General features: G+C 68.0%; 11 protein-coding genes. 5 read left to right on the forward strand and 6 right to left on the reverse strand.

Annotated features, from left to right (window positions below; all coding sequences use genetic code 11):
* Positions 1 to 124: 124 nt before the first annotated feature.
* Positions 125 to 1240, forward strand: coding sequence for a beta-ketoacyl-ACP synthase III (locus tag E8A12_RS21480; protein ID WP_293372693.1), 1116 nt, complete (start codon positions 125 to 127; stop codon positions 1238 to 1240).
* A gap of 52 nt (positions 1241 to 1292) precedes the next feature.
* Here the strand turns inward: E8A12_RS21480 and E8A12_RS21485 are convergent, their stop codons facing one another.
* Positions 1293 to 2525 (reverse strand): M48 family metalloprotease, encoded by a 1233-nt coding sequence (locus tag E8A12_RS21485; RefSeq protein ID WP_293372695.1) that lies wholly within the window; start codon positions 2523 to 2525, stop codon positions 1293 to 1295.
* Between the two features lie 122 nt (positions 2526 to 2647).
* On the opposite strand from E8A12_RS21485, the gene E8A12_RS21490 reads away from it, so the two are divergent.
* Positions 2648 to 4378: a D-aminoacylase gene (locus E8A12_RS21490; RefSeq protein ID WP_293372697.1), complete on the forward strand. Its 1731-nt coding sequence runs from the start codon at positions 2648 to 2650 to the stop codon at positions 4376 to 4378.
* A gap of 4 nt (positions 4379 to 4382) precedes the next feature.
* Entirely contained in the window at positions 4383 to 6992 is a 2610-nt protein-coding gene (locus E8A12_RS21495; RefSeq protein WP_293372699.1) for a M1 family metallopeptidase, read from the forward strand.
* Positions 6993 to 6999: 7 nt separating this feature from the next.
* On the opposite strand, the gene ppdK is transcribed toward E8A12_RS21495, so the two are convergent.
* The 5 genes from ppdK to E8A12_RS21520 all read right to left on the reverse strand — a co-directional run bounded on the left by ppdK (position 7000) and on the right by E8A12_RS21520 (position 13734).
* Positions 7000 to 9696: a pyruvate, phosphate dikinase gene (gene ppdK / locus E8A12_RS21500; RefSeq protein WP_293372701.1), complete on the reverse strand. Its 2697-nt coding sequence runs from the start codon at positions 9694 to 9696 to the stop codon at positions 7000 to 7002.
* Between the two features lie 25 nt (positions 9697 to 9721).
* On the reverse strand, positions 9722 to 11716 hold the full coding sequence (gene glyS, locus E8A12_RS21505) for a glycine--tRNA ligase subunit beta (protein WP_293372703.1): 1995 nt from the start codon (positions 11714 to 11716) through the stop codon (positions 9722 to 9724).
* 2 nt (positions 11717 to 11718) lie between these two features.
* Positions 11719 to 12618 (reverse strand): glycine--tRNA ligase subunit alpha, encoded by a 900-nt coding sequence (locus E8A12_RS21510; RefSeq protein WP_293372705.1) that lies wholly within the window; start codon positions 12616 to 12618, stop codon positions 11719 to 11721.
* A 112-nt stretch (positions 12619 to 12730) separates the two neighbouring features.
* Positions 12731 to 13048 (reverse strand): hypothetical protein, encoded by a 318-nt coding sequence (locus E8A12_RS21515; protein ID WP_293372707.1) that lies wholly within the window; start codon positions 13046 to 13048, stop codon positions 12731 to 12733.
* Between the two features lie 56 nt (positions 13049 to 13104).
* Positions 13105 to 13734, reverse strand: coding sequence for a fasciclin domain-containing protein (locus E8A12_RS21520; protein WP_293372709.1), 630 nt, complete (start codon positions 13732 to 13734; stop codon positions 13105 to 13107).
* A gap of 367 nt (positions 13735 to 14101) precedes the next feature.
* Between E8A12_RS21520 and E8A12_RS21525 the strand changes: the two genes are divergently transcribed.
* Positions 14102 to 14440, forward strand: a complete 339-nt coding sequence (locus E8A12_RS21525) for a P-II family nitrogen regulator (RefSeq protein ID WP_293372711.1) — start codon at positions 14102 to 14104, stop codon at positions 14438 to 14440.
* Between the two features lie 29 nt (positions 14441 to 14469).
* A complete protein-coding gene (locus E8A12_RS21530; protein WP_293372713.1) occupies positions 14470 to 15921 on the forward strand; it encodes an ammonium transporter in 1452 nt (483 codons plus the stop codon).
* The last annotated feature ends 134 nt before the right edge of the window (positions 15922 to 16055 follow it).

Raw genomic sequence — 16055 nt, forward strand, 5'->3', positions numbered from 1 at the left:
CAGAAATGGCCGACGACCGTGGTCTCCCCTGGCTGACGTGATTCAAGTCAGCCAGGACGGGGTCTAGGCGCACGGCGCGCTGGGCGTGCTATCACTCCGCCCTTCGCCGCTGGAGACGTGAAACTTGCCGCAAGCCGTGATCGCCGCCACCGGCCTCTACACGCCGCCGTACAGCCTCTCGAACGCCGAGCTGGTTGAGACCTTCAACGCCTATGTGGCGCGCTTCAACGCCGCCAACGCCCAGGCGATCGAGGCCGGCGAGGTCGCCGCCCTGACGCCCTCCTCGGTCGAATTCATCGAGAAGGCCTCGGGCATCAAGGCCCGCTACGTGGTCGACAAGACCGGCCTGGTCGACCCCGAGGTGATGCGGCCGAACATCCCCGAGCGCACGAATGAGGAACTGTCGGTGCTGGCCGAAATGGCTGTCGCCGCGGCGAAGCAGGCGATCGAACGCTGGGGCAAGCCCGCCAGCGAGATCGGCGCGGTTATCTGCGCGGCCTCCAATATGCAGCGCGCCTACCCGGCCATGGCCATCGAGGTGCAGCAGGCGCTGGGCATCGAGGGCTTCGCCTTCGACATGAACGTCGCCTGTTCCTCGGCCACGTTCGGCATCAAGACCGCGGCCGATTTCGTGGCCTCGGGCTCGGCCAGGGCGGTCTTGATGGTCAATCCGGAGATCTGTTCAGGCCACCTGAACTTCCGCGACCGCGACAGCCACTTTATCTTCGGCGACGTGGCGACCGCCGTGATCGTCGAGGATGCGGCCCAGGCGACGGGCGGCTGGGAGATCCTCGGCGCCCGGCTGAAGACCCAGTTCTCCAACAACATCCGCAACAACTTCGGTTTCCTGAACCGCGCCGCGCCCGATGGGATCGGCGCCACCGACAAACTGTTCGTGCAGGAGGGCCGCAAGGTGTTCCGAGAGGTGGTGCCGATGGTTTCCGAGATGATCGTTGAGCACGCCCACGACATCGGCCTCGACCCGTCGGGGCTGAAACGTCTCTGGCTGCACCAGGCGAACATCAACATGAACGAGATGATCGGCAAACGCGTCCTCGGCCGCGATCCGGCGCCGGGCGAGAACGTGATCATCCTGGACGAGTTCGCCAACACATCGTCCGCCGGCTCGATCATCGCCTTCCACCGGGCCAGCGACGACTTCGCCCCCGGCGAGACCGGCCTGATCTGCTCCTTCGGCGCCGGCTATTCCGCCGGCACGGTGTTCGTCAGGAAGCGCTGACCCCTGAGCCGCGTGTCCCGGCGGAAGCCGGGATCCATCGGGCCAATCGAATTCAGTGGGGAGCTTCCGACTGGGCCTGGGACCCGGTGTCCGCCGGGGCGGCCGCAGTTGGCGGGTGCGAGGCCTTCCAGTCCATCATCGCCCGCACGCGTGCGCGCACAGACGGGTGGTCGTAGAAGATGAACTCCTCGATCTCCGAGGGGCTGTCGGCGCGGTATTCCAGCGTCTTCACCAGGGCTTTGGCCAGGCCATCGGGCTCGTTGAAGTGGACCACCGAGAAGTGGTCGGCGTCGGCCTCCACCCAGCGGCTGAAGGTGTTGGTGACCGGCGTGGCCAGCAGACCCAGCACCGCCGCGAGGATCGAGATCACCGGCAGACCCGCGGGATCGGCCAGGCCGGTCACGCCCTTGGCGCCCAGCACCCGCGTCGCCCACGGGAACAGGCGGCCGATCAGGAGGAGCCCGACCAGCACGGTCAGGCCCTGGAAGACGGCTCCCGCCAGGACATGCTTGCGAACATAGTGGCCCATTTCGTGGCCCACGACCCCGCGCACCTCGGCCTGGTCGGCGTCCTTCTTGAACATCACGTCGCTCATGGCGACCCGGCCGAAGCCGAAGATGCCGCCAGCGTTGGCGGTATAGCGGTTGGACTGCTTCGAGCCGTCGTAGATCAGGATCTTGTCCGAGGGCATGCCCACCTGCTTGGCCATCGCGACCACCTCGTCGCGCACGGGCCCCGGCGGCGCGGGCTTGTAGGTGTTGAACAGCGGCTCGATCAGGAAGAGCTGCAGAATGAAGAAGACAATGCCGAAGACGGCCATCCCCAGGCCGGCCCATAGCCAGAAGGTGTTCGGGAAGCGGCGGAAGAGCCAATAGAGCAGCGAGAACACGATGGCCGCGGCGATGAGGCCGATCGTCATCTGCAGGAGGTGCTCGCCCAACCAGCCGCCGAAGGCGCGGTTGGTGAAGCCGTAGGCCTTTTCCCGCCACCAGCGGGAATAGGCGTCCCAAGGGACGCCGATCACAGCCTCCGCGATCCCATCGACCACCAACACGACCAGGACCGCGAGCCAGGGGCGCGGCTTCTTCGCTTCGACGCCATCGCGCAGCCGCACGAGAATCCCGCTCTTCAGGACGATCCAGGACGCCAGGATGCTGACCAGCGTCGTCCACAGCAGCACCCAGTGACCGCCTTGGGTGTAAGCCGTGGCCTTGGCGTGGACCTCCGGCGGCAGCGTCGCCAGATAGGCCGCCGTCGCGGCGGCCGGATCGAATCCCTGGGCCATTTCGGCCTCCCCCCGCTTCTCTTGTGCGACGAGGAGGCCAGAGATTGCGACGCTTGTCAGGCCCCGATGCACACGGACGAAGAAACCGCGCTAATCTGCGGTGAAAATTCGGGGAGTCGCCCATGAAGTCTTACGTCGCCGCGTCGCTGGCCGTGCTCGCCGCCACAGCCTGCCTCGGCGCGGCCAAGGCGCCCGGCTATGACATCGTCATCCGCGGCGGCGAGATCCTGGATGGCTCCGGCGGCGCCCCCATCCATGGCGACCTGGCGATCAAGGGCGACCGCATAGCCTATGTCGGCCCGCACGCGCCCGGCCACGGCAGGCGTGAGGTCGACGCCCATGGCAAGGCCGTCGCGCCCGGCTTCATCAATATGCTCTCCCACTCCGAGGACAGCCTGATCGCCGACGGCCGCGGCATGTCGGAGCTTCGCCAGGGCGTGACCCTGGAGGTCATGGGCGAAGGCTCCTCCATCGGCCCGCTGACGCCGAAGATGGCCAAGCTGACCGAACAGCGGGAACACGACGTCAAATATCCGGTGACCTGGACCACGCTCGACGGCGGCCTGCAGGCGCTCGCCCAGCACGGCATCGCGCTGAACGTCGCGTCCTTCGTCGGAGCCGGCACGATCCGAGTCAACGTCCTCGGCGAGGACGACGCGCAGCCGACGCCCGCCCAGCTGGATCAGATGCGCAAGCTGGTCGACCAGGCCATGGAAGACGGCGCCATGGGCGTGGGCTCGGCTCTGATCTACGCGCCTTCAACCTTCGCCAAGACGCCCGAACTGACCGCGCTCGTCACCGAGGCCGGCCGCTGCGGCGGCATCTACATCAGCCACATGCGCTCCGAAGGCGATCACCTGTTCGAGGCCACGGATGAGCTGATCGACATCTCCCGCCAATCCGGGACCCCGGCCGAGATCTTCCACATGAAGACCGCCGGCAAGGGCAATTGGGGCAAGGAGGACGCGTTCATCGGCAGGATCGAAGCCGCGCGCGCGCGCGGCCAGCGGGTCACCGCCGACATGTACACCTATGCTGCCTCCTCGACGGGCTTCGACGCGGCCATGCCGACCTGGGTGCAGGCCGGCGGCCTCGAGGCCTGGATCGCGCGGCTGAAGGACCCGGCCACGCGCGCCAAGGTCATCGCCGAGATGCGCGAGGAGCATCCCAAGGACTGGGAAAACGCTTTCCGCCAGGCCGGCGGCGCGGAGGGCACCCTGCTGGTGGGCTTCAAGAACCCGAAGCTGAAGCCGCTCACCGGCAAGACCCTGGCCGAGGTCGCCAAGGAACGCGGCACGAGCCCGGAAGACACCATCATCGACCTGATCATCGAGGACGGCACCCGCGTCCAGGTTGTCTATTCCTCGATGAACGAGGCCAATGTCGCCCGGCAGATGGCCCTACCCTGGGTCAGCTTCGGCTCCGACGCGTCGGCCCAGGCGCCGGAGGGGGTCTTCCTGTTGTCGTCGACGCATCCGCGCGCCTACGGCAACTTCGTCCGCGTGCTGGGCAAATACGCCCGCGACGAGAAGCTGCTCACCTTGCCCGAGGCGGTCCGGCGGCTGGCAGCCCTGCCCGCTCACAATCTCGGCCTGCACAATCGCGGAATGCTGAAGGTAGGCTATCTCGCCGACGTGGTGGTGTTCGATCCGGCCACGGTCGCCGATCACGCCACCTTCGTGAAGCCGCAGCAGTACGCGACGGGCGTCACTGACGTCTGGGTCAACGGAATCCAGGTGCTGAAGGACAGCGAGGCCACCGGCGCGCCGGCAGGACGCGTGGTGCGCGGGCGAGGCTGGAAGGGCTGGAAGGACGGCGGCTGCCGCGCCTCGGCCAGGGCCTGGACCTGGTAGCACCATGGGTCGTCTGATCGCCCTGGCCGCCGCTCTAGCCGCCGCGCCGTTCACGGCCCTCGCCGCCGCAACCCCGACTCAGTTGCCCGCGGGCGTCGAGCCGGTGAGCTACGACCTGACGATCGCTCCCGATCCGGAGAAGCTGACCTTCACCGGCCATGAGACCATCGCCGTCGAAGTCAGGCGCGGGACCGATCGGGTGGTGCTGAACGCCCTCAATCTCACCTTCGACAGGGCCCAGATCGACGGCGCGCCCGCCACGGCCGCGGTGGACGCCAGGACCCAGACCGCCGCCTTCGCCACGGGCCACAATCTCGCGCCCGGCCATCACATCCTGACCCTCGACTATTCAGGCAAGATCGCCGACAGCGCGACGGGCTTCTTCCACGTGGACTATGCCGGCGGGCGCATGCTCACCACCCAGTTCGAGCCGGCCGACGCGCGCCGCTTCCTGCCGGTGTTCGACGAGCCGTCGAAGAAGGCGGTCTTCACCCTGCGGGCGGTCGTCCAACAGGGCCAGATGGCGGTCTCCAACATGCCGGAGGCCTCCAGCGAACCGCTGGGCGGCGGCCAGAAGAAGGTTTCCTTCGAGCCCACGCCCCGGATGAGCAGCTATCTGCTGTTCTTCGGCGTCGGCGACATGGAGCGGCTGAGCCGCGAGGTGGACGGGGTCAAGGTCAGCGTCGTCGTGCGCAAGGGCCAGACCGCCCAAGCAACCTACGCGCTCGACACCGCCGTCCAGCTGCTGCCGTTCTACAATGACTACTTTGGCCAGAAATACCCCCTGCCCAAGCTCGACCTGGTGGCGGCGCCTGGCGACGTTTCCGGCTCGATGGAGAACTGGGGCGCCATCCTCTTCAGCCAGACCAACGTCATCTTCGACCCGAAGCTCTCCAGCGCCGGCGACCGCGAAGTGGTCTACCGGGTCATCGCCCACGAGATGGCGCACCTGTGGTCCGGCGACCTGGTCACCATGGCCTGGTGGGACGATCTCTGGCTCAACGAGGGCTTCGCCTCCTGGATGGCGACCAAGGCCACCGACCACTTCCATCCGGAGTGGCGGTCGTTGCTGACGGCGCTCGGCGACAAGGACGAGGCCATGCTGCTGGATTCGCGGACTGGCGCTCATCCGATCGTGCAGCGCGTGGCGACCGTGGCCCAGGCCGAACAGGCCTTCGACGCCATCACCTACAAGAAGGGCGAGGCGGTGATACGCATGCTGGAGGCCTATTCAGGGCCCGACGCCTGGCGGGCCGGCGTGCGCGCCTACCTGGCCGAGCACGCCTACGGCAACGCCACCAGCGACGACCTTTGGCGGGCCATCGACGCGGCGGCCGGCAAGCCGGTGTCCCTGGTGGCCCGCGACTTCACCGCCCAGCCGGGCGTGCCGTTGGTCCACGTATCGTCGAGTTCGGCGGGCATCATCCTCACGGAGACCCGACTGACCGACGATGTCGTGGTCCAGGGTGTGAATATCGCCGCCAGCCGCATGGACCTGGCGGCCATGGACGCACGCGTGCTGTCCTGGCGCGCGCCGATCAAGTTGCAACCGGCCGCCGGCGGCCCGATCCGCGAGCGGTTCATCTCCCGCACCTCACCACAGGGTGGATACGTCGGCGACATCGTGAACGCCGGCCAGCTCGGCTACTACCGGGTGGTCTACGACGGCCCGTCGTTCGCGCCGCTCGCCGACGCTTTCGCCCGTATCGGCGCGGCGGACCAGCTGGGCCTGCTGCAGGATGGCCTCGCGCTGGGCATGGCTGGCCAGGCGCCGATCGCCAACTACCTGCGGCTGACCGCAGAACTCCCCAGCACCGCCGATGCGGTGGTCTGGCGCGGCCAGGCGCGCACGCTCGCAGGCCTCGACGGCTATTACGCGCCCGGGCCGCGCCGCGCCGCCTACCGCGCCTGGGCCTCGGCTGTGCTCGCCCCGGCGCTCAAGCGCGTGGGGTTTGACGCCCACGACGGCGAGTCCGCCGCCGACGCCCTGTTGCGCGAGACCCTGCTGCTGGCCTTGAGCCAGCTCGACGACCCCAAGGTCGCCGCGGAGGCCCGCCGCCGTTTCGACGCCACGCAGAACAACCTGACCAAGCTATCTGCCGGCGAGCGGCGCTGGGTGCTGGTGGGCGCCGCCCGCGCCGCCGATCCGCAGACGTTCCAGGCGATCCGCGCCCTGGCCCGGGCCGCCCGCGACCCGCTGGAGCGCAACGACCTCTACGTCGATCTCGCCGCGGTGGAGGACGAGGCCCTGGCCGAACAGGTCTTGGCGCTGTCGGTCACCGACGAGGCGCCGACCAACCTGGCGCCCACCCTGGTGCGCGAGGTCGCCGCCGCCCATCCGCAGCTGGCCTGGCGCTTCACACTGGCCAACCTGCCAGCGATCACCAGGACCCTGGACACGCTCGGCCGCTCCACCTTCGTGCCACGCGTCGCGGAGGGCTCGAACGATCCCAGGTTGGCCGAAGAATTGCGGCTCTTCGCCGCCAAGAACATCCCGCCGGACGCCCAGGGCGAGGTGCAGGTGGCGCTGTCGCGCATCCGCAACAACGCCGACATCCAGAACAGGCGCCTGCCCCAGGTCGACGCCTGGATCGGCCAGCACGCCGGGCGTTAGGACCTACCTAGCGGTCCTTTTCGCGCTCGCCGATGGCCGCCTGCGCCGCAGCCAGCCGGGCGATCGGCACGCGGTAGGCCGAGCAGGAGACGTAGTCCAGGCCGACGCTCTCGCAGAAGGCGATCGAGGCCGGGTCGCCGCCGTGTTCGCCGCAGATGCCGAGCTTGACGTCCGGCCGCACCGCGCGGCCGCGCTCGGCGGCGACGCGGATCAGGTCGCCGACGCCCTCCTGGTCGAGGCTGACGAAGGGGTCCTTCTCGAATATGCCCTTGTCGATATAGGCGTTCAGGAATCGGCCGCTGTCGTCACGGCTGATGCCGAAGGTGGTCTGGGTCAGGTCGTTGGTGCCGAAGGAGAAGAACTCCGCGTTCTCGGCCAGATCGCCCGCGCGCATGCAGGCCCGCGGCAGTTCCACCATGGTGCCGACCAGGTATTCGATCTCGCGGCCCTTTTCGGCGATCACCTGCCTGGCGACGCGATCCGTCAGTATGCGGAGGAATTTCATCTCCTCGCCCTTGGCGACCAGGGGATGCATGATCTCCGGGATCGGCGCGGGCCGGCCGGCGGTAGCCACTTCGCAGGCCGCCTCGATGATGGCGCGGACCTGCATCTCGTAGATCTCGGGGAAGCTCACGCCTAGGCGGCACCCGCGCAGGCCTAGCATCGGATTGACCTCGTGCAGGTCTTCCACCCGGCGCTTCAGTTTCTCGGGATCGAGCCCCGAGGCCGCAGCCACCGAGGCTATGTCTTCCTCCGTATGCGGAAGGAATTCGTGCAGCGGTGGGTCGAGCAGGCGGATGGTGACCGGCAGGCCCTCCATGATCCCGAACAGTTCAACGAAGTCGTCGCGCTGCATGGGCAGGATCTTGGCCAGCGCCGTGCGACGACCCGCCTCGTCATCCGCCAGGATCATCTCGCGCACTGCCTGGATGCGGGTGGGGTCGAAGAACATGTGCTCGGTGCGGCAAAGGCCGATGCCCTCGGCGCCGAACTGACGCGCCGTCGTCGCATCGACCGCCGTCTCGGCATTGGCGCGAACCTTCAGGCGCCTGACACCATCGGCCCATTCCATCAAGGTCGCGAAGTCGCCGGAAAGCTCCGGCTCGATCATCTTGACGTCGCCAGTCAGCACCTCGCCGGTCGAGCCGTCGATGGTGATGATATCGCCGGCCTTGAACGTGCGGCCCCTCGCGCGCATCTCGCCGGTCTTGGCGTCGATGTGGATCTCGCCGGCGCCGGAGACGCAGGGCCGGCCCATGCCGCGGGCGACCACGGCGGCGTGGCTGGTCATGCCGCCGCGGGCCGTGACGATGCCGCGCGCGGCGTCCATGCCGCGGATGTCCTCGGGCGAGGTCTCCTCGCGCACCAGGATCACCGCGCCGACCGAGCCGCCCTGCAGTTCGGCGTCCGCGGCGGTGAAGACGATCTTGCCGGTGGCCGCGCCGGGCGAGGCCGGCAGGCCGGTGGCGATGACCTCGCGGTTTGACGCCGGGTCGATGGTCGGGTGCAGCAGCTGGTCGAGGGACGACGGCTCGACGCGCATCACCGCCTCTTCCCGCGTGATCAGCCCCTCGGACGCCAGGTCGACGGCGACCTTCAGCGCGGCCTTGGCGGTGCGCTTGCCGTTGCGCGTCTGCAGCATGTAGAGCCGGCCCTTTTCGACCGTGAACTCGATGTCCTGCATGTCGCGGTAGTGGGTCTCGAGCTTTTCGACGACCGCTTTGAACTGGACGAAGACGTCGGGCAGCGCCTCCTCCATCGAGGGGTTCTTCTCGCCCATCTCCTCGCGGGCGATCTTGGTCAGCGCCTGGGGCGTGCGGATGCCGGCCACCACGTCCTCGCCCTGGGCGTTGATCAGGAACTCGCCGTAGAGCCGGTTCTCGCCGGTGGACGGGTTGCGGGTGAAGGCGACGCCGGTGGCCGAGGTCTCGCCCATGTTGCCGAACACCATCGACTGGACGTTGACCGCCGTGCCCCAGCTTTCCGGGATGTCGTGCATGCGGCGGTAGAACTTCGCCCGGTCGTTCATCCAGCTGGCGAAGACCGCGCTGACCGCGCCCCATAGCTGGGCCTGCGGATCCTGCGGGAAGGCCTGGCCGAGCTCGCCCTCGACCGCCTTCTTATAGTCGCGGACCACGGCTTCCCAATCGTCGGCGGAAAGCGCGGTGTCGACGGTGACGTCGAGCCGCTCCTTATGTTCGTCGAGGATCTCCTCGAACATGTGGTGGTCCAGATCAAGGACCACGTTGGAGTACATCTGGATGAAGCGGCGGTAGCTGTCGAAGGCGAAGCGGCGGTCGCCGGCCAGCTTGGCCAGGCCCTCGACCGTCTGGTCGTTGAGGCCCAGGTTCAGCACCGTGTCCATCATGCCGGGCATCGAGGCCCGCGCGCCGGAGCGCACCGAGACCAGCAGCGGATTGGCCGGGTCGCCGAAGGTCTTGCCGGTCTGTTGTTCGACGATCTTCAGGGCCGTGGCCACCTCGCCCTCGAGTTCGGCCGGATAGCGCTTTTCGTTGCCGTAGTAGTGGACGCAGGCCTCGGTGGTGATGGTGAACCCCGGCGGCACCGGCAGGCCGAGCGACGACATCTCAGCCAGGTTGGCGCCCTTGCCACCCAAGAGGTTCTTCATCGAGGCGTCGCCATCCGCGCGCCCGCCGCCAAAGGCGTAGACCCAGCGCGTCTTGGTCATCGTCTCGGCCGGCATCGTTGTCCCTCGTCGTCTGGTCTGGCTAGCCGGTGATCTGGCCGAAGTCCGCCACGCGGCCCATCGCGTCGCGCACCTTGATCAGAAGCCGGAGCCGGTTTTCCCGTTCCGCAGCTACATCGGAGTTCACTAAGACCTTGTCAAAGAAGGCGTCCACCGGCTCGCGCAGGAGGGCAAGCTCGCGCATGGCCGCGGCGTAGTCTTCCTTGTCGAGCGCCTTGCCGACCTCGACCTCCATATGGCCGACGGCGTTGGTCAGCGCGCCCTCCTCGCCCGGCGCCGAGGCGTTGGGCTCGCCGGTCGGCAGTGGTCCCTTCTTCTCCTCGGCCTTGAGGATGTTCACCGCGCGCTTGTAGCCGGCCAGCAGGTTCTTGCCGTCCTCGGTCCCGAGGAAGCCGGACAGCGCGTTCACCTTGGAGACGATGCGGACGATGTCGTCGTCGCCCAGCGCGAACACCGCATCCACGAGGTCGTGGCGCTCACCCTGCTCGCGTAGAAGCACCTTCAGCCGGTCGGCGAAGAAGGCGATCAGGTCAACGCCGGCGAGCGGGCTGAGCGGCAGGCGCGTGCGCGTCGCCAGCAGGATGCGGATCACGCCCAGGGCCGCGCGGCGCAAGGCATAGGGGTCGCGGCTGCCGGTGGGCTTCTCGTCGATGGCGAAGAAACTGACCAGCGTGTCGAGCTTGTCGGCCAGCGCCACCGTGGCGGCCACCGCTTGCACCGGCACGTCGTCGTTGGGGCCCTGGGGGCGATAGTGGCTGCGGATCGCGTCGGCGACTTCCGGATCGAGGCCTTCCTTCCCCGCGTAGTAGCCGCCCATGATCCCCTGGAGTTCAGGGAACTCACCGACCATTCCTGAGCCCAGGTCCGACTTGCAGAGCCGCGCCGCGTGCTCGGCCAGCGCCTTGTCGGCCCCCGTATGGGCCGCCAGTTCGCCGGCCAAGGCGGTGATCCGCTCCACCCGCTCGTACATTGTCCCGAGCTTGGCGTGGAAGGTGACGCCCTTCAGCTTCTCCAGCCGGTCTTCCAGGCGGACTTTCAGGTCCTCGTCCCAGAAGAACCGGGCGTCGGAGAGCCGCGCCGACAGCACCTTGGCGTTTCCCGCCGCGATGGCTTTGCCGCCGTCTGCCGCTTCGACATTGGCCACGGTGACGAAGTGGGGCGCGAGGAACCCCGACCGCGGATCGCGCACGGCGAAATACTTCTGGTGCGTGCGCATGGAGGTGCGGATCACCTCCGGCGGCAGGTCCAGGAAATCCGGGTCCATGTCCCCCAGGATCGGCGTCGGCCATTCGGCGAGCCCTGCGACCTCGTCCAGCAGGCCTTCGTCCTCCACGAGATCGAGGTTGCGCGCGAAGCAGAGGGTGCGCGCCGCATCCATGATCCGCTCCTTCCGCTCCTCGGGATCGAGGACCACGAAGTGGCTGCGGAGTTCGTCGTCATATTCGTCGAAGTTGCGCGCCCAGAACGGCTTGGCGCTGCCCATGAAGCGGTGGCCCTCGCTGGTGTCGCCGGACTGGACCTCGTCGATCCAGAACGGGACCACCTGGCCGTCGAAGACGCAGAGGATGCGCTTCAGCGGCCGCACCCAGCGCAGGGTCCCGCGGCCCCAGGTCATCGACTTGGGCCACGGAAAGGTCCGCACGATGCCGTCGACCATCTCGGCGACGATCTCGGCGGTAGGGCGTCCGGGTTTGTGCAGGTGGGCGAAATAGACGCCGTCGCGCTCGGTGAGCTGGTCGCGCGTCAGGCCCGTGGAGCGCAGGAAGCCCTCGATCGCTTGGTCGGGCGAACCCACGCGGGGGCCTTTGCGCTCCTCGTGCCGGTCGCTCTGCGCGGCCGGCAAGCCCTCGGCGATCAGGGTCAGCCGCCGCGGGCCGGCGAAGGTCTTCAGCGCCTCCGGCAGCAGCCCCTCGGCCGCCAGACGCTCACGCGCCATCCGCTCCAGGTCGCGCGCCGCATTGGCCTGCATTCGCGCAGGGATTTCTTCGGAGAACAGTTCGAGCAACAGCTGCGGCATGGTCAGCCGTTCCCGCCTTCGTTGGCGACCCAGGCTTCGGCGCACATCCTGGTCAGGTCGCGGATGCGGCCGATGTAGCTCTGGCGCTCGGCGACGGCGATGGCGCCGCGCGAATCCATCTTGTTGAACAGGTGGCTGGCCTTCAGCACGTGGTCGTAGGCCGGCAGCACGATCGCCTGGCCCTGCGGCCCCGTGAGCGCCAGCAGGCGCGGGACCTCTGCCTCCATATCCTCGAACTCGCGCTTCAGCATGTCGACGTCGTAGCCGTGGAAATTGGCCTCCGACTGCTGGCGTTCGTTCTCCAGGAAGACGTCGCCATAGGTCATCGGCGCTGGACCGTCAGGGTCGTTGAACGCCAGCTGCGTGAAATGGTCGACGCCCTGCAGGTACATGGCCAGGCGCTCCAGGCCGTAGGTCAGCTCGCCGGCCACCGGCCAGACGTCCAGGCCGCCCACCTGCTGGAAGTAGGTGTACTGGGTCACCTCCATCCCGTCGCACCAGACCTCCCAGCCGAGGCCCCAGGCGCCGACTGTGGGGTTTTCCCAGTCGTCCTCGACGAAGCGGATGTCGTGCAGGCGCGTGTCGAGGCCGATGGCGTTCAGGCTGCCCAGGTAGAGATCCTGCAGGTTGTCGGGGTTCGGCTTCAGGATCACCTGGTACTGGTAATAGTGCTGCAGCCGGTTGGGGTTCTCCCCATAGCGGCCGTCGGCCGGACGGCGCGAGGGCTGCACATAGGCCGCCCGCCAGGGTTTGGGTCCCAGCGCCCGAAGCACCGTCGCCGGGTGCAGAGTTCCCGCGCCCACTTCAATGTCGTGCGGCTGCAGGATCACGCAGCCTTGCGCCCCCCAATATTCGTGCAGCTTCAGGATCAGGTCCTGAAACGAAAGCGGCTTGTCGGGCATGGGGCTGGGCTGGTTGAGGCTTGTTCGCAGGCGCAAAAAAAGTCGGCGGACCATAGGGCCCGCCGACCTCGGCTTCAACCCGCCCTAAGAGGCGGAAATCGAATGCGTTTGCTTAGTTGCCCTTGGGCGCCGTGCGCTTGCCGGCCTGCGACATGGGCTGGCCGTATTTGGCGCGGTTTTCCTTGGTGTCGGGCACCGGGCCGTTGGTGGTGAGCGTGTTGGTCACCGAAGCGCCGGTGGCCGGGTCGCTCGTGGTCACCGAGGTGGAGATCGCCGCGCCGGTGGGGGCCGCCGTGGCGTCGGTCGTGGCCGTCGCAGCCGGCGCGGGGGGCGCGGCCGTCGTCGTGGTGGTCGTGGTCTGCTGCGCGTACGCCGCGCCGCCGATGAGGGCGGTCGCGGCGACGGCGGTGATCAGGGTGGCGATCTTCATGGCTGGGTCTCCGGTTGCCTTCGTCAGCAACTAGAAAGCCCCACGCCGGTGAAGGTTCATTTCTTCTTCTTGGTCGGCGGAGCGGCCGGAGCCGGTTCCGGCGCGGCCGCAGCGGCCTCCGGCGGAGGCTCTGGCAGGGTCTCGGGCACCGAGCCCGCGACCATCAGGGCGTCCACCACGTGGATGACGCCGTTCGAAGCCATCACATCCGACTGGATGATGGTGGCGTTGTCGGCCTTCAGCGTGCCGTCGGCGGCGGTGCCGTCCACGACGATCTTGTCCCCCGCGCCGCTGGGCAGACCGCCGTGCGCGCCCTTGATCTTCGAGGAGTCGATCTTGGCGTTGATGATGTAGTGCAGCAGGAACTTCTGCAGGCCCGGCTTGTCGGACATCATGCTGTCGAGCTTCGACTGCGGGAACGCCGCGTCGGTGGGCGCGAACACCGTCAGGCCCGGGCTCGACTTCAGCAGGCTGGACAGGTTCGTGGCGTCCAGCGCCTTGGTGAACACCGTGAAATTGGGCGAAGCGCGCAGCGTGTTGCTGAGGTCGCCGTTCGGGACGAGCTTCGCCACCGCGGCGGTCGAGGCGGCGGGCGGCGCGGCGGCGGGCGGCGGAGTCTGAGCGACGGCGGCGCCGGCAAGCAAGGAGACGGCCGCAGCCGCAGTCAGCAAACGATGGATCGGCATCAGGTCCTCGGTCTGAATTCAAACAGGTCTTGGGAACGCGCACGTACCATGAGGGTTCGCCGTGTCCTACGCGTGTCGGAGGCTAGGTTTCCAGGTCACGCGTTCGTGAAAGCGGCGTTCACACGCCAAAACTAGCGGGCTGGACGGTCCAATCGCTCAAATTCCAGGCAACCCGCCCCAGGGTCGCCCACAGATCGGGCGCCGGCCGCCTTCTTGCTCAGCTTCCCTACCCCATCGGGCCGCGCCTGGGCCCCGCGCCGATAGCGTCTGACGACCGCTGCGAGACGGGGATGGGGACAATTCGCAGCGGCGCCAAAGTCAACATAGACGGCCGGTCCAGCCTCAAGGACCGCGCGGGAGCGAGCGGATGAAACTGATCATGGCGATCGTCAAACCCTTCAAGCTGGATGACGTGCGCGAAGCGCTCGTCGGCGCCGGTGTCGAAGGCCTGACGGTTTCGGAAGTCAAAGGCTACGGCCGGCAGAAGGGGCAGACCGAAATTTACCGGGGCGCTGAGTACCAGGTGAACTTCCTGCCCAAGGTGAAGCTGGAGGCGGTGGTCGATGACGCCGCCGTCGGCAAGGCGGTCGAGGCGGTCAAGGCCGCCGCGGCCACAGGCAAAATCGGCGACGGCAAAATCTTCGTCCTCAATGTCGAGGACGCCGTGCGCATCCGGACCGGCGAAACCGGCGCCGCGGCGCTCTAGCGGTCAAAATTCAAGGGGACATGACAGCCATGAAGCTTATCGGATTGAAAAGGCTGGCAGGGCTCGCGCTCGCCGCCGCCGTGATCGGGGGTCCGTTCGCCGGATCCGCGCTCGCGCAAACCCCCGCCGCGCCGGCCGCTCCGGCGCCCGCCGCCGCGGCTCCGGCGACACCTGCCGCACCTGACGCCACCGCTGCGGCGGCCGCTCCGGCCGCGGCTGCGCCCGCCGCGGCTCCGGCCCCGGTGAAGATCGACACCGGCGACACCGCCTGGATGCTCACCTCGTCCTGCCTGGTGCTGATGATGACCATCCCGGGCCTGGCGCTCTTCTACGCCGGCATGGTGCGCAAGAAGAACATCCTGGCGACCCTCGCCCAGAGCTTCGGCGCGACCGCGCTGATCACCGTGCTCTGGATGATCATCGGCTACTCGATCGCCTTCACCGACGGTGGCAAGAACAACGCCCTGATCGGCGGCGTGAAGTACCTGCTGCTCGGACCGATGGGGCTTAACGCGACCAGCACGCTGGCCCCGACGATCCCCGAGTCCGTCTACATGTTCTTCCAGATGACCTTCGCGATCATCACCCCGGCCCTGATCGCCGGCGCCCTGGCTGACCGCATGAAGTTCTCCGCCTTCCTGGCCTTCATGGGCGCCTGGCTGTTGTTGGTCTACTGCCCGATCGCCCACTGGGTGTGGGGCGGCGGCTGGCTGGGGACCATGGGCGCGCTGGACTACGCCGGCGGCACCGTCGTGCACCTGAACGCCGGCACCGCGGGCCTCGTCGCGGCCTTGATGCTCGGCAAGCGTAAGGGCCTCGGCGTCGAGAACATGGCGCCGCACAACCTGGCCTACAGCGTGATCGGCGCCTCGCTGCTGTGGGTTGGCTGGTTCGGCTTCAACGCCGGCTCGGCAGTGACCTCCAACGTCAACGCCGGCATGGCCGCCGCAGCGACCCAGATCGCCACGGCCGCCGCGGCGCTCGCCTGGATGTTCGCCGAGTGGATCATCTCCAAGAAGCCGTCGGTCCTGGGCATGGTCTCAGGCGCCGTGGCGGGCCTGGTGGCGATCACGCCGGCGTCCGGCTTCGTGAACCCGGTGGGCGCACTGATCATCGGCCTCGCGGCCGGGGTGGTCTGCTACATCTCTGCGGTCCACGTGAAGAAGATGATCGGCTACGACGACGCCCTCGACTGCTGGGGCGTGCACGGCGTCGGCGGGGCTCTGGGCGCCCTGTTGACCGGCGTCTTCGCCAGCAAGCTGATCAATCCCGGATCGGCGCCGAAGGGCGGCCTGCTGGAGGGCAACCCCCACCAGATGGTGCTGCAGTTCTACGACGTGGGCGCGACCTTCCTCTACTGCGGGGTCGTGACCTTCGTGATCCTGCTGGTGATCAAGTACACGATCGGCCTGCGGGTTTCCGAAGAGGTCGAGGTCGAGGGTCTCGACATCAACCTCCACGGCGAGATCGTGCACGGCTAAGCACAACCCGACGAGAGCGGGAATACGGAACGGGGGTCCTTCGGGGCCCCCGTTTTCGTTTGGCGATTCCTCCCCTTCGGGTGTCCCGAAAGGCCGGAGGGGCTTCCGCTCAAACCCAGGGGGACGCCTCGGTC

Origin of the sequence: Phenylobacterium sp. (genome assembly GCF_004799395.1) — a bacterium.
GTDB lineage: Bacteria > Pseudomonadota > Alphaproteobacteria > Caulobacterales > Caulobacteraceae > Phenylobacterium.

Bases quoted from the DNA above. Each gene is read 5' to 3' on its own strand.
- E8A12_RS21485 (WP_293372695.1), bottom strand. From the start codon at position 2,525: ATGGCCCAGGGATTCGATCCGGCCGCCGCGACGGCGGCCTATCTGGCG.
- E8A12_RS21490 (WP_293372697.1), top strand. From the start codon at position 2,648: ATGAAGTCTTACGTCGCCGCGTCGCTGGCCGTGCTCGCCGCCACAGCC.
- E8A12_RS21495 (WP_293372699.1), top strand. From the start codon at position 4,383: ATGGGTCGTCTGATCGCCCTGGCCGCCGCTCTAGCCGCCGCGCCGTTC.
- ppdK (WP_293372701.1), bottom strand. From the start codon at position 9,696: ATGCCGGCCGAGACGATGACCAAGACGCGCTGGGTCTACGCCTTTGGC.
- glyS (WP_293372703.1), bottom strand. From the start codon at position 11,716: ATGCCGCAGCTGTTGCTCGAACTGTTCTCCGAAGAAATCCCTGCGCGA.
- E8A12_RS21510 (WP_293372705.1), bottom strand. From the start codon at position 12,618: ATGCCCGACAAGCCGCTTTCGTTTCAGGACCTGATCCTGAAGCTGCAC.
- E8A12_RS21515 (WP_293372707.1), bottom strand. From the start codon at position 13,048: ATGAAGATCGCCACCCTGATCACCGCCGTCGCCGCGACCGCCCTCATC.
- E8A12_RS21520 (WP_293372709.1), bottom strand. From the start codon at position 13,734: ATGCCGATCCATCGTTTGCTGACTGCGGCTGCGGCCGTCTCCTTGCTT.
- E8A12_RS21525 (WP_293372711.1), top strand. From the start codon at position 14,102: ATGAAACTGATCATGGCGATCGTCAAACCCTTCAAGCTGGATGACGTG.
- E8A12_RS21530 (WP_293372713.1), top strand. From the start codon at position 14,470: ATGAAGCTTATCGGATTGAAAAGGCTGGCAGGGCTCGCGCTCGCCGCC.